Below are 14,204 nucleotides of genomic sequence, written 5' to 3' on the forward strand. Positions count from 1 at the left end.
AATGCAGCAATTGTCCCTTCCTCTTGAACTGCTCAACTCTGAATCAGCTAATACGAATTGGTTTCAAAATATCTTAGATACTCTTGAGGTGGGACAGCAGGCAACATGGACTGATAATTTTGGCAAGTCTTTGTGTAAATGGTTGCAGCAGCAGGGTATTTCTCCCGTTAAAACACTTAGTTTGTTTTCTGGCGGTGGTGGGCTAGATATTGCATTTCATGATTCTGGATTTGAAATAGTTCAGATGGTTGAACTGGAAGCTAAATATGTTCAGACGTTGCAAAAAAATTCTCAATTAGGAAAACGGTTGGAAGGTTCTAAACCAATTTGTACTGACATTAGAGACTATTTTCCTGATCCTAAGCTCAAAGTAGATTTCATCATTGGAGGCCCACCATGTCAAACCTTTTCTGCTGCTGGGCGTCGGGCTGCTGGGGTATCTGGAACAACAGATGCAAGGGGAACACTATTCCAAGAATATGTTCGCATTCTAAAACTGCTTCAACCTAAAGGATTTTTATTTGAAAATGTATATGGAATTACTGGTGCAAATGGAGGAGAAGCATGGAAAAAACTTCAAGAAGCTTTTCGAGAAGTTGGATATAGTATTTACTTCCGTATCCTAGATGCTGCTGACTACGGTGTACCTCAGCATCGAGAACGTTTGTTTATTGTCGGCTTGAAACGAGGGAAATATTTATTTCCATATCCTACTCACGGTTTTGATTCTCTTGACCAGCGTCCGTATTATTCGGCAGCAAAGGCTGTAGAAGGTGCTGATATTTCAGACATAGAACCAGGTTTGGGCGGACGATTTGGTCATTTACTTGAAGATATTCCACCAGGGCTTAACTACAGCTTTTATACAAAGGAAATGGGTTATCCAAATCCCATTTTCAGTTGGAGATCAAAATTCTCTGATTTCCTCTACAAAGCAGATCCAGATACTCCAGTAAGAACCATCAAAGCTCAGAGTGGCCAATATACTGGTCCCTTTAGTTGGGAAAACCGTAGATTTTCCATAACTGAATTAAAGCGTTTGCAGACTATTCCTGATGATTATGAAATAGTAGGAAATCGACAAGTTGTTATTGAGCAAATTGGAAATTCAGTTCCTCCTCAGTTAGGTAGAATCCTTGCCCTCAGCATTTTAGATCAAGTAATAAATGTTGGATTGCCCTTTAACCTTGCTTATTTGCCTGAAAGTAAAAAATTAGGTTTCAGGCAGCGCAAACGAAAGCTGACAGAGGTTTACTTTCAAAAAGCCCAAATAGCGATCGCTAAACTGTCTAAGGAAGGAAAAATAACAGCCTTAGCTGATTCTATTTACGAGGAGAAAGAAGAATCTATCAGATTCTTGTCTCTGGAAAATTTCTCATGGGCAAAAAAATCATCTCCCGGATGTATCAAGATTTACTTGAATTATGAATTAAATAATTCTTCTTGGACGATTACAGCAAGTACTAATGGCCATTGGGAGGAAGCAGATCAATTTATCATTGATGTGTATCCCTCATGTGGTTATGAAGAGTGGGTTCTTGGTACGAACTCAGTTAAGCTGTGTGGTAAACAATTGAATACACAAGTCTTTACATCTGTTTGGAAAGCCTTTGAAGAAAAGTTGAATAAAGCTACAGGCAAAGCAGATTTAGTGCAATTATCTGGGTATTATCAGTATAATGCTCGTATCATTGGAGTCATGAACTTCTGTGATAAGTTGAAAGTTAATTCGTTTTGGCGTGTAGTTCAATGTATAACAAGATGTATTGGTACTTCTACTCAACTTAAAGCAAAAGAATTTGCACAAAAGTGGGCTGTTCACGAAGAAGACATATTCTTCTACCTTCAGTCTTTAAGAGCTATGGGCTACGAAGTTAGAAGTCATAATACAAACCCGCAGATTCCCCCAGGTGAGTATTTGATCCCTTATGCATTTCCTACACTGAACCCAAAGAGCGTTCAACTGCGTAAAATTTTATAGCTGGGTTATGAGTGAACTGCACTTAAAAGTTTATGGTAATAGGAGTGAACTAGTTCTCCCTGATGGAACAGTTCAAGCCTTTCATGAAGGAGGAATGAATCAAGCCGCAAAGGCAAGATCTAGGAGAATAGCAGTAGAGCTTTCCAATGGCTATTTAGAAAGACAAATCTTAGCTTGTAGGGATACATGCTCAAATCTTGACTTTTTAGAGTTAATACAGGCACATAGATACCTTTTAGATAGATTGGTTCAATCAGTAACTAGTGAAGTTGGTAGAGCATTAGTTGGGCTGACGATACTACAGTTATGCGTTAAATCAATTGAGCCCGAACAGAATATTAGGTTGCATAAAGGTAGCACAGGCACAAGAGATTTTTCTTGGTGTGATGGGATTTCTATGCGTTCTCTTGATAGACAATACATTACACCTGTTTTGCGAAAATATGAATTGCTGAGGCTAAATGCTGATGGTTTTATGATGACTCGCAGCTTAGCAGAAAATTATCCATATTCAACCGTATACAAAGCGAATATACGAGGTGCGCGTTCTGAATGGGTAAACCTTGTTGAAGCTACAGAGAAAGCCGAATTAGCTGCTGATGTTGCACTTCGATATCTTCTTTCACAGTTACTTAATCAAGCAGACAACTTTAGAAGACTAGCTTTACAAGTTATTGATAAGCTTAGTTTATTTTTTGAAGCAACGGTTATTGATCAAAAAATAGCATTAAGTCTCATTCTGCGTCACATTAATCGATCTGATTATGCTGCTCAATTAATGGAAATTGCGATGCACAGTTTGATGCAAGCTATGCAAGATTATCAAGTTTTTCCAAATAGTCTTTTGAAACCTCTTTCACAAATGCGTTCCGCCAACAAAAAGCATGGAAATATTGGTGATATCGAGCTTTTAGAGGATAGACAGATTGTAGAGGCTTGGGATGCCAAGTATGGCAAAGCATATTTACGAGATGAGATTGAAGAGTTGTCAGAAAAACTGGAAGTACATCCTGCTATTAGACGGGCTGGTTTCGTTACAAGTCTTGAGCCTGAGGGCTTGATGAGTTGAAACCCAGATGTGAAGAGATTGAGGAAATTTACGGAATATCTTTAGAAGTTCTGACTTTTGAAGAGTGAATTGGAGAACAGTTTGAACGTACTTTGACAGAGGAAACTGTTTCGGAGCAAGAACTTGCTGTGGCTTGGATGACAGCGTATACCGAATCATTGGCACAGCAACGTAGAGAAATTGCACCAATTGACGAGCCTTGTTACCAATGGTTGTTAACACTAAAGGAGATATTAACTGAAGATTTACCAGATACCCCAAAAGCTTAAACCCATTGGTTTAGCAGGGCATCTACCAAAACACTAAAATCTAATTACAATTACAAACAATAGCTATACATTAGGAACAAAAGGTAAATCTATTGACGTCCAGTTGTATATCTGTGTTGAAAAACAACCAAGAAATATCCTGATTGATTCAGGAATAAGATGATATATAGATTTATCTTTAGATGTTTCCGCCTTTTGTCGTTAGTTAAAATTCAACTAATGACCTTAACAATTATTACTTATTAATTGGCAATATTCTCATGAAAACCATCTTAAAGAATTATCCTACCACCAAACAAGTAAAAATTTTCACTGCTTTGATATTAACTGGCATTTTATCTGTTAGTAGCAACCTTGTATTCATCAAAAATACTAGCGCTAATCCCAGAAATATTTTGCCAGACACAGCAAATGAAATTTTAGAAGTAACTAATAAAAATAACAACTTACCTTTACCGGTGGCGAGGGCTGTACTACGAGATGTATCATTACGCAACCAAGGAGTTTTGCCCAGTAAATTGCAAATAGTTGCATACAATCAACAAACTTGGCGCGATGGTTGTTTAGGGTTGCCTAAACCAGATGAATTCTGCACTCAAGCTTTAGTTCCAGGTTGGCGAGTAATTGTGTCTAATGGCAGTCAGAACTGGATTTATCACACTAATAGTAATGGTCGTTCTTTACGTTTAGCCAATTCTGCAACTCCTGTAAATAACCAATCAAACAATTTACCTACTTCTGTGAAAAATGCTGTTTTAGCTGCTGCATCCCAACTTACAGGATTACCTACTTCTCGAGTACGCATTGTTAACTTTAAACAAATAACCACAGATGGCTGTCTGGGTTTGGCACGTCCTGGGGAGGTTTGTATTCAGATTGCCCAGCAGGCTTGGGAAGTCAACGTACAAGCAGGAAAACAACGTTTGGTTTATCGCGCCAATCGTGATGGTTCTCAAGTCAGACTCAATCAAAATGCAAGCACAAACGCTTTACCAAAATCCATCACTGATGCGATTTTGGCAGATGCAGAAGAAGAGTTAGGATTACCCGTTTCTCGACTGTGGATAGTTGGTGTAGAAAGGCGAGAATGGTCAGATCGTTGTTTGGGTATTAGCACACCCCTGATTTTATGTGCGCCGAGTGTTGTACCTGGTTGGCGGGTAACTGTCAGCGATGGGCAACAGCGTTTAGTTTACCGAGTTGGTGAACCAAACACAATTAAGCTGGATAAACAAGCTAGCAAAATAACTGTTAATAATAGCCTTAAACCTCAGCCAATTCCGACTAGCGAGTTACCACCGCTTTTAGAAAGTGGTGTAGTTTTCCGTCAAATTTCTAGTGGTGGATTTGTGGGTAGAACCTACGAAACTGTTTTATTAGATGACGGGCTTTTGATTCGGACTCGCATAGGTGATGCTAACGATTCTGAACGTAGTGTCCGTCGCATTTCTTTACAGAAGTTACGGCAGTTTCAGAAATTGCTAGAAGAAAAAGGAGCAAACGAATTTCAGAATCTTAGTTATCCTGCGCCTTCTGGTGCAGCTGATTATGTGATCTATACTCTCACTAGTAGTGATGGTACTATTCGATACAACGATATTTCTCACAATAGCTTGCCTAAGAATTTACAAGTTGTAGTCACAGCATGGAATCAGCTCTTGAGAGAGGCGCAGGGGTAGTTAAGTCAGTGAAGAGTAATCAGCGATCGCTGATTTAATCTACGGTTTATTTATCGATATACAGATGTATAGAGAAAGTATAATCTCTGAATTAGAGTATAATTACTGACTGTAGTTGATACTTGCACAGATAAATGAGCAAGCAGAGTAGATATTTACATCATACTTGGGTGCATTCTAGTAGTGCAGTCAACATAGCAGTGGGGCAACAACAGCGAGAACCAATGTTTTTTTATTTTGCTTATGGATCATGTATGTGTCCTGTTGATCTGAAGCGATCGCTCGGCGAAAACACTCATAATTTTGTGATTGGGCCTGGTATACTCAAAGGATATAGGCTGGGATTTTATCGCTATTCTGCTTTTCGCAAGTGTGGTGTGCTAGATATTATCCAAGATCCAACTAGCACTGTGCATGGTGTACTTTATCAACTACCTTGGCGAATTAGCGATCGCTTAGATGAAAGAGAAGATGTCCCGCGTGGAGGTTATCGTCATGAATTTGTTGATATTCACTGCCAAGGGCGGGTTTATAGCAGTGTCCGCACTTATGTAGTGGTTGACAAATTAGCAAAAGAACACGCACCAAACGACTGGTACTTTAACGTTGTGCTGCGGGGTGCTGTTACGTGCGGATTACCGGAAGAGTACTGCTGGAATTTATTTAATCATATGTACCAACTACAACAGCAACCTCGAATAGTCCAGTGATATTTGCATAAACTCTAATTTAGGACACTTGGAGAACAAAATTATGGCTCATGCTTGCTGTGGTCCTGGCTATGCTTCTCCAGAAGCAGCGATGAAGGCAGAACGGGAAAAGATACTTTATACAATAGCCATCTATACAGGTACGGGTATTGAAGCACCAGATTATCTTGCCACTATAGACGTTGACCCTGATTCCCCAACTTATTCTCAAGTAATACATCGCCTTCCCATGCCCTATATTGGTGATGAGTTACATCATTTTGGCTGGAATGCGTGTAGTTCTTGTTACAATGATATAAATAAAAACCGCAGATTTTTAGTAATTCCGGGGCTGGGTTCTAGCCGGATTTATATTGTTGATACCGCAGACACCCACGCGCCCAAACTATATAAAATTATTGAACCGGAAGCAATTAAAGAGAAAACAAATTTAACAGCACCGCATACAGTACATTGTTTGGCTGATGGTCATGTGATGATTTCCATGCTGGGCGACAGCGAAGGTAATGGCCCGGGTGGCTTTTTATTGCTGGATGAGAATTTTGAGATTGCTGGACGCTGGGAATGCCAAGCTGATGCCATGCGGTTTAACTATGACTTTTGGTATCAGCCGCGTCATAACGTCATGGTGAGTAGCGAATGGGGCGCACCAAAAACTTATTATCCTGGCTTTGACCTCAACGATGTAGCAGCTGGGAACTACGGGCATCAATTACATTTTTGGGATTGGTCAAAACACGAAATTATTCAAAGTGTTGATTTGGGTGAAGAAGGATTAATTCCTCTAGAAGTGCGTTTTCATCACAATCCTAATAGTACCCACGGGTTTGTTGGTGCAGCCCTCAGCAGTAATGTTTGGCATTGGCATAAATCTAACGGACGTTGGGAAGTCGAGAAAGTTATTGATATTCCATCGGTAGAAGTGGAAGGTTGGCCAATCCCCGTGCCATCGTTGATTACTGATATCATAATTTCTATGTGCGATCGCTTTGTCTATCTTTCCAACTGGTTGCATGGTGATATTCGCCAGTATGACATTAGCAATCCTTCTCAACCTAAGCTCACAGGTCAAATTTGGTGTGGTGGTTTGCTAGGTCAAGCAGGTGAAGTTCAAGATCATAAACTAGCTGGTGGGCCACAGATGCTGCAACTGAGTCTTGATGGCAAGCGGCTTTATGTCACAAATTCTTTGTTGAGTACGTGGGACAACCAATTCTATCCCGATTTTTCCCAGACTGGATCATACTTATTGCAGATTGATTGTGACACCGAAAACGGCGGGATGAAAATTAACGAGAATTTTTACGTTGATTTTGGTAAGGAACCAGCTGGCCCTGCACGAGCCCATGAAATGCATTATCCTGGGGGTGATGTTACCTCTGATATTTGGGTGTAAGTTAGTACCATCAAAAACCCCAGACGCTATAGAATCAACTATGTTAAGAATGAGGTTCTCCCAGTAATACAATTGAACAAGTTAACTCTTTAATCACCTGGGTTGTCACTTCACTGACAGCTAATCCACCGGCGGTACGATAACGAGTTGATCGCAAAACTACTAAGTCAAAGGTTTTGGCTTCACGAATAATGACTCTAGCTACGTCATCACCAATGATTGTATGGATATCGGTATTTACTTGTAACTTACTTTGAGAAGCGATTCCAGAGAGTTGGGATTTGAACTTATCAAGCTGAGTTGGGGGTGTTCTGCGATCGCCTACATGCAATAGTACCACTTCTGCTTGATTCGCATCTGCTAAAATTTGGGCAAACCGCAAAGTACCGACTGTTTGCCGCGTTAAATCTCCTACTGGTACAAGAATACGCTGGATAGTTGTCGGACTACTCAATAATCTTGTCACTGCTACCGGACAATGAGAAGACCAAAACACCCTATCAATGACACTACCAAACAAGCGGGCGCGAATACCCATGTTACGCGACCAACCCATGACTACTAAATTAGCATTCTGTTCGCGACTAGTACGACAAATTCCTAAAGCGACATCGTCATCAATCCGGATAGCTGGTGATACTTCCACCCCAAATTCTTGGCTAATTTCTAAAACACCCTGCAAGCGTTGCTGACTTTGTTCAAGTGCTGTTTTTAAGCGCGGATCATCCATTTGCACATGACCTCTGGCGATCGCTAATGGTACAATCTTCCCTGATTCGTGACGCGCCAGTAATGCAGCCATTTCGATCAAATAGCGCTGAGTTTGAGGATTATATAGGGGAACAACAACAGTGAATGGATAGTGTGCTTGTTCATCCGCATTATAACTATCTCCTTGCCACCACGTAGATAATTTATCTTTTGCCCAGTCTGTCTGAGGAACTGTAAGTGCGCTGGCAAACCGTGCTGTTACTACTGGGCCAAGTATTGAAGTTACCAGCATCAACACAATTACACTATTTAACACACCATCATTGATTAATCGCTCACCCGCAGGGTTAACTGTTTCATAGGCAACTAAAGCTGCTGCGAGTGTGGCTGCTACTTGGGGTAGTGATAACGACCACATTGTCAGCATTTCTGCGGTATTGTAGCGGTACAATAATTTAGCTATGAATGCTGCTATGAATTTGCTGCCAATCAAAGCGACTACAATTGCCGCAGCTAACCAAATAGAACTCAGGGTTTTGATAAAGGCAGGAATATCAATCAATAATCCCATGTCCACAAAAAAACAAGGGATAAACAAAACACTACCAATAAACTCAACTTTTTCTTTAACAGGGCTACGTCCCAACACATCATTAACAGCTAAACCTGCTAGGAAGGCACCAACAATTTTTTCAACTCCAATTACCTGCGCTCCTACAGATGCTATAAATAATGCTACCAAGATAAATAAAAACTGATTACCTTGTTCATCACCAGAACGTCGAAAGAATTCTTTTCCTGCCCAATCAAAACCAAATAAAACAACAGCAGAGTAAATTGCTAATCCAACTAAAAGTGTTATCAAACTCAGGGCTGTAAATTCTCCACCGTGAATGCCAACACAGACTGCTAGCACTAACAAAGCACCAGTATCAGTAAAAATAGTGGCACCAATTGTGACTGTTACAGCCTCATTTGTCACAACTCCCAAGCGGCTAACAATTGGATATGCCAACAGAGTGTGGGAAGCAAGCAAAGAACCAATTAATACAGAAGTATTCCAACTAAAATTAAATAATCTGCCAACAGCAATTCCCGCAACTAAGGGTACTAAAAACGTGAAACCACCAAAACCAATTGAGCGATTTCTAGTTTTACGAAACTGCTCAAGGTCAATCTCTAAACCAGCTACGAACATTAAATAAACTTTACCGATATCTGATAGCAGTTTAATTGTTTCAGATTCAGAGTTCAGTAGCTTGAGTCCATTTTCACCCAATATTACACCTGCTATCAATAAACCAACTAAGCCGGGTAATCGTAGTCTTTCAAATATAGGTGGTACAGTAAAAATGACTAGTAGCAGAATTGTAAATGCAATAATTGGACTTTGTGATAGCAAATTTTTACCCTCTTAATATTCCAATATTTATATATATCAAAACACGTTGCTCAACTATTTTAGTGTTTACTTCAGTAAGGAATATGGCATATTATCTAAATTTTAATTTTTTATGAATATTTGGATGGCGTGCTGCATTATGTGAACGTTAGCTAATTTTGTCTATCTTAATCAAAATGAAAAACTATCTGTAGTTAGATAAATATAGTTCTTTAAATATGTCTTAGTATAAATTTATTTTTTAAATTTACTGAGAAAATATCAACAACATAGCTTTAATACAATTGTTTAGAGAGTAATTTATGAAAATCAGCATCAACTAAGCAGAAATTGAATATTTGTTTGACATAGTAACTAAGCTTTGATACTTTGTAAAGAGAAATACCAAAAATTAAGTGTATTTTTTTTACAGAAACTAACTTACTACCTTGGTTATACAAACTACGAGGTAGAGTATCATGTTTAATAAAAACATACAATTCTCTTTTCCCTTACATCTGTCTGCCGAATAAAGAGAATCAATCTCTGGTAGTACATTGATGAGAACTAAAGCATCACAAGTAGACTAGAGTTAATAAAGCTTTATTCAAACAAAAGATATTTCTTTGAAATCAACTAAATAATAAATAAATAACTAGTGATTATATACAATCAAGCTTCTTGAGTAAATCTATCTAAAGACCTAAAAAATACTAACTAAAGATAGATGTATTTTTTTTATAAATAAATAGATACTTGCGATGAAAGAAGCGTAAAAGTTAGAGAGCAATTTTTGTAAAACTGCTTTTCCTAAGACTAAAAGTATCAATTTAATTAATTTATCATTTTACTATGGTAGCAAATCCTCCATCTCAAATTTCAGATACTCAATATACAGTAGAAAACCCAGCCGCAGAAGTTGAAGCAATTGTCAAAACACCACCATCACATACAGAAATTGATTTAGAATTTCTCTACACTAGAGATATCGAATTTCGTCAAGAAACTATTTACTTCATTGTTGTTGATCGCTTTTACGATGGTGATCCTGACAATAGCCAAGGTATCAATGCAGAACTTTATGATCCCAATCGCGAAGACTGGGGTAAGTATTGGGGTGGAGATTTGCAAGGGATTATTGATAAGCTAGACTATCTCAAAAATTTGGGAGTCACTGCTATTTGGTTAACTCCTTTATTTGAACAAGTAGAAGAATTATTTATTGAAAGTGCTGCGATTCATGGCTATTGGACAAAAGATTTTAAACGTATTAATCCCCGCTACATTGCTGCTGATGATGATCCTTCTCTCAACAAAACTCAAGAGCAAAAAAATACTGTTTTTGATCGCCTAATTACAGAATTGCATCAGCGCAATATGAAGTTAGTGTTGGATATTGTCTGCAACCATAGTAGTCCTGACACTGGTGGTAGTAAAGGCGAATTATATGATGATGGCGTGAAGATTGCTGATTTTCATGATGATCAAGATCATTGGTATCATCATTATGGTGAAGTTACAAATTGGGAAGATGAGTGGCAAGTTCATAACTGTGAACTATCAGGACTAGCCACTTTTAACGAAAACAATATTCAGTACCGCAACTATATTAAATCTGCAATTAAGCAGTGGTTGGATCGGGGTGTGGATGCGTTGCGAGTAGATACTGTTAAACACATGCCAATCTGGTTTTGGCAGGAATTTACTGGAGAAATGTATAAGCACAAACCAGATGTATTTATTTTCGGTGAATGGATTTACAGCAGTCCCAATGACGATCGCGCTGTGGAATTCGTCAATAACTCTGGTATGACTATCCTCGATTTTGGCTTGTGCATGGCAATTCGGCAAGCCCTAGCCAAGTATGACGAACAAGGTTTTTACCTGATTCAAAATGTACTGGATTTAGACTATCGCTATAACGGTGCAACCGAACTCATCACCTTTATCGACAATCATGATATGCACCGTTTTCAAACGATCAACCCTGATCCCGATATTTTACGGTTGGCGGTGATTTTGTTGATGACAACTCGCGGCATTCCTTGCCTATTTTACGGCACAGAACAATACCTGCATAACGATACCAATGGTGATGATAATATCTACGGTAACAACGATCCCTACAACCGTCCAATGATGGAAAGTTGGGATAATGATACCCCCATCTACCGAGATATACGCAAACTTTCAGGACTACGTCGTCTCAACCCAGCAGTATCAATGGGTAGTCAGTGGCAGAAATACATTACACCAGATGTTTATTGTTATATCCGCCGCTACCGCGACTCTCGTTGTTTTGTGGCATTAAATAGAGGTGGTGCTGTCACTCTAGAGGCGGTTGATACGGAATTACCAGATCGGGAACATACTTGTTTATTAACTGGACGCAAATTTGAAGTCAAAGATGGCAAGATTTATAACTTAGAACTTGCACCTAAAGAAGCGATCGCCATCAGCCACGTTGGCGACCGTGTCAAAGGCCAAACCATTGTCCGGGTACAACTCAATGGCGTACGCACTCAACCCGGAGAAACCATCGTGGTGATCGGAGATTGTCCCGAACTTGGTAATTGGGACATCGCCAAAGCATACCCCCTAGAATACATTAACTCCAACACCTGGTTTGCTGAAATTCCCTTTAATGAAAGCGCTGGTAAGCTGATCAGCTACAAATATGCGATGTGGCGACAGGGAAGTTCTCCCCTGCGGGAAAATCTCGTTTCTCGGCGCTGGGTAATTGCCACTGAGGGTACTGTGAAATGGCGTGATACTTGGGCATCTGGGCGGGAGTCTTAAATTATAAGGGATTGGGGATTAGGGAGATGGGGAACTCACCGATTCCGGTCGGGGATTAGGGGCAATGGGGAGGTGGGATGTGAGGGGTGTGTAGACGCGCTCATAGGCTTAAGGTAAGGGTGGGGTGTGAGAAGTGTGTAGACACGCAAGTGGCTTCCCGTAGGGTGGAGTAAGTATTAAAAAACTAACTACTAACCAATGTAGAGACGTGCCATGGCACGTCTGGTACAACCCCTAACCACTAACCCCTAACAAGCAACAAACAACAATCAACAATCAACAACCAACCACTAAAATTCCTCCTTGACATTCATACTCATAATGAGTACGCTTTATTTAGCAAGTTTCCAGGAGTAAATTAAATGTTGCCATATCGCGAAGGAAGAAGAGTTCCCGATGTCACCTTTCGTCTGCGTCAGAATGATCAGTGGGTGAATGTGACAACTGATGATTTATTCAAAGGTAAGACTGTTGTAGTTTTTTCTCTGCCGGGGGCTTTTACGCCTACTTGTTCATCGACTCATGTTCCAGGCTACAATCAGTTGGCAAAAACTTTCAAAGAGAATGGTGTAGATGACATTGTCTGCATATCTGTCAACGATACTTTTGTGATGAATGAATGGGCAAAGGATCAGGAAGCAGATAATGTAACTTTTATACCCGATGGCAATGGTGAATTTACTGAAGGCATGGGTATGCTAGTTGATAAATCCGATTTAGGGTTTGGCAAGCGGTCTTGGCGCTACTCCATGTTAGTCAAAGATGGCGTAGTAGAAAAAATGTTCATTGAACCAGAAGAACCAGGTGACCCCTTCAAGGTATCTGATGCCGAGACTATGCTGGCATATATTAATCCAGAGGCAGTAAAACCTAAGTGTGTTTCTCTATTTACAAAACCTGGTTGTCCTTTCTGTGCGCGTGCCAAAGACATGCTCAAGCAAAATAGTTTAGACTACGAAGAAATTGTCTTGGGTAAAGATGCCACAACTCATTCCTTAAAAGCGATCGCAGGTGCAACAACCGTTCCGCAAGTGTTTATCGATGGTCAACAAATTGGTGGTTCTGAAGCTTTGGCTGCTTATTTGGGCGCTACAAGGTAAAAGTAAGTGACAAACGAACTCCCGCCAAGTGCAACAAAACATGATTAAATTCTTAGTGTCTTTGTGGTGATAAAAGATCAGCTTTGAACCATTAAGACACCAAGACACCAAAAAAAATTCGTTTCAGGACTGATACTTTACGGTGGTAGACATAAGGTAAGTCTCAACACTTCACGGCTTAGCTTCCAAGTCTCCCACCCACATGAGTAAACCAGGGATATTTTTGTCGCTAGCGTAAGCTGGACGAACCTGTTCATAAACATCAGGGTGCTTTCGGGCTAGTTCGCTTTCTGTGATATTGGCACTTAATACAGTACCGTCCTTGCTTTTGACTGAGTACTTTAGCCCGTCTGTGTCATTGGTGATTACAACAATGCGATCGCGCATGACTAAACTTGTTATGGTCGCAGGTTCACCAGCCCTAATTGCTGTTGAGAAAAGGATATTGCCTAAAAGGATCAGGAAAGCAACTACTGGGATTTGACGCATAATCTATCCTCTTTGCTTGTAGCGCTACATAGGAGCGCTAATTACTTCTACCAGTGTATTGCTCTGGTGAATTGTCACACTAAAACTCATTGATTATTGATATTAGCGATCGCTTTGCTTACATCGACGGGGGTTTCATACTGTATTGAAGGCAACTGCTTCAAAAGCCGGAGGATTTTCTCATCAAAACCTTTTTCTTCAGCATACTTGATTAAGTCTTTTTTGCTGATGGGGTAGTTGGTTTCGTGCAAGTTTTTCTGTAGTTGCACTGAATTCACTGTAGTCATAGTTGTTCTCCTCAAGTTTTGACGTTATATACCAGTGAATAAAGTCATAAAGTTAGCTCATCAACAGGAATGAGTTCGACAAGTTTGTAACCCATCACACCTATGGTTGTTACAGATTTGCTGATTTACATCTAACTAAAAGTAGATGTTTTGTAATTGATGATATTGGTCTTGTAAGCTCGACCCAACCTACAAAATCTCATGCTTAATTTTAGTCTTGCTAGGCCACTAGTGGTTTATCGCATTAATTATCAGAGGCAAAAGAACGAACCGCAAAGGACACATTAGACGCACTCATAGGCTACTTACCCTTCGGGAACCCTTTCAGGGAAC

General features: G+C 39.9%; 11 protein-coding genes. 8 read left to right on the forward strand and 3 right to left on the reverse strand.

Going from position 1 to position 14,204, the window contains the following annotated elements:
* Positions 1-142 precede the first annotated feature (142 nt).
* From RS893_RS03975 to RS893_RS04000, 6 genes are all read left to right on the forward strand, one after another.
* A complete protein-coding gene (locus RS893_RS03975) occupies positions 143-1,981 on the forward strand; it encodes a DNA cytosine methyltransferase (RefSeq protein ID WP_315789968.1) in 1,839 nt (612 codons plus the stop codon).
* 7 nt (positions 1,982-1,988) lie between these two features.
* Positions 1,989-3,050: a hypothetical protein gene (locus RS893_RS03980; protein ID WP_315789969.1), complete on the forward strand. Its 1,062-nt coding sequence runs from the start codon at positions 1,989-1,991 to the stop codon at positions 3,048-3,050.
* A 92-nt stretch (positions 3,051-3,142) separates the two neighbouring features.
* Positions 3,143-3,319 carry a hypothetical protein gene (locus tag RS893_RS03985; protein ID WP_315789970.1) on the forward strand — a complete coding sequence of 59 codons (177 nt, stop codon included), beginning with the start codon at positions 3,143-3,145 and terminating at the stop codon, positions 3,317-3,319.
* A gap of 260 nt (positions 3,320-3,579) precedes the next feature.
* Positions 3,580-4,998, forward strand: coding sequence for a hypothetical protein (locus tag RS893_RS03990; protein ID WP_315789971.1), 1,419 nt, complete (start codon positions 3,580-3,582; stop codon positions 4,996-4,998).
* A 134-nt stretch (positions 4,999-5,132) separates the two neighbouring features.
* Positions 5,133-5,708, forward strand: a complete 576-nt coding sequence (locus RS893_RS03995; protein WP_315789972.1) for a gamma-glutamylcyclotransferase — start codon at positions 5,133-5,135, stop codon at positions 5,706-5,708.
* Positions 5,709-5,751: 43 nt separating this feature from the next.
* Positions 5,752-7,104, forward strand: coding sequence for a selenium-binding family protein (locus tag RS893_RS04000; RefSeq protein WP_315789973.1), 1,353 nt, complete (start codon positions 5,752-5,754; stop codon positions 7,102-7,104).
* Positions 7,105-7,147: 43 nt separating this feature from the next.
* Here RS893_RS04000 and RS893_RS04005 read toward each other — a convergent pair whose 3' ends face one another.
* A complete protein-coding gene (locus RS893_RS04005) occupies positions 7,148-9,217 on the reverse strand; it encodes a cation:proton antiporter (RefSeq protein ID WP_315789974.1) in 2,070 nt (689 codons plus the stop codon).
* Between the two features lie 831 nt (positions 9,218-10,048).
* Between RS893_RS04005 and RS893_RS04010 the strand changes: the two genes are divergently transcribed.
* Together RS893_RS04010 and RS893_RS04015 are read left to right on the forward strand one after the other, a co-directional pair.
* A complete protein-coding gene (locus RS893_RS04010) occupies positions 10,049-11,995 on the forward strand; it encodes an alpha-amylase family glycosyl hydrolase (protein ID WP_315789975.1) in 1,947 nt (648 codons plus the stop codon).
* Between the two features lie 362 nt (positions 11,996-12,357).
* On the forward strand, positions 12,358-13,095 hold the full coding sequence (locus tag RS893_RS04015) for a glutathione peroxidase (protein ID WP_315789976.1): 738 nt from the start codon (positions 12,358-12,360) through the stop codon (positions 13,093-13,095).
* Positions 13,096-13,266: 171 nt separating this feature from the next.
* Here RS893_RS04015 and RS893_RS04020 read toward each other — a convergent pair whose 3' ends face one another.
* Both RS893_RS04020 and RS893_RS04025 read right to left on the reverse strand, forming a co-directional pair.
* Positions 13,267-13,584, reverse strand: a complete 318-nt coding sequence (locus tag RS893_RS04020; protein WP_315789977.1) for a hypothetical protein — start codon at positions 13,582-13,584, stop codon at positions 13,267-13,269.
* Between the two features lie 86 nt (positions 13,585-13,670).
* The gene (locus RS893_RS04025) at positions 13,671-13,871 is read right to left on the reverse strand and encodes a DUF2795 domain-containing protein (protein WP_315789978.1); all 201 of its coding nucleotides are present in this window, start codon (positions 13,869-13,871) and stop codon (positions 13,671-13,673) included.
* Positions 13,872-14,204: the final 333 nt, after the last annotated feature.

Origin of the sequence: Fischerella sp. JS2, from assembly GCF_032393985.1 — a bacterium.
GTDB lineage: Bacteria > Cyanobacteriota > Cyanobacteriia > Cyanobacteriales > Nostocaceae > Fischerella.

Bases quoted from the DNA above. Each gene is read 5' to 3' on its own strand.
- RS893_RS03995 (WP_315789972.1), top strand. From the start codon at position 5,133: ATGAGCAAGCAGAGTAGATATTTACATCATACTTGGGTGCATTCTAGT.
- RS893_RS04000 (WP_315789973.1), top strand. From the start codon at position 5,752: ATGGCTCATGCTTGCTGTGGTCCTGGCTATGCTTCTCCAGAAGCAGCG.
- RS893_RS04025 (WP_315789978.1), bottom strand. From the start codon at position 13,871: ATGACTACAGTGAATTCAGTGCAACTACAGAAAAACTTGCACGAAACC.
- RS893_RS04020 (WP_315789977.1), bottom strand. From the start codon at position 13,584: ATGCGTCAAATCCCAGTAGTTGCTTTCCTGATCCTTTTAGGCAATATC.
- RS893_RS04010 (WP_315789975.1), top strand. From the start codon at position 10,049: ATGGTAGCAAATCCTCCATCTCAAATTTCAGATACTCAATATACAGTA.
- RS893_RS03980 (WP_315789969.1), top strand. From the start codon at position 1,989: ATGAGTGAACTGCACTTAAAAGTTTATGGTAATAGGAGTGAACTAGTT.
- RS893_RS03990 (WP_315789971.1), top strand. From the start codon at position 3,580: ATGAAAACCATCTTAAAGAATTATCCTACCACCAAACAAGTAAAAATT.
- RS893_RS04015 (WP_315789976.1), top strand. From the start codon at position 12,358: ATGTTGCCATATCGCGAAGGAAGAAGAGTTCCCGATGTCACCTTTCGT.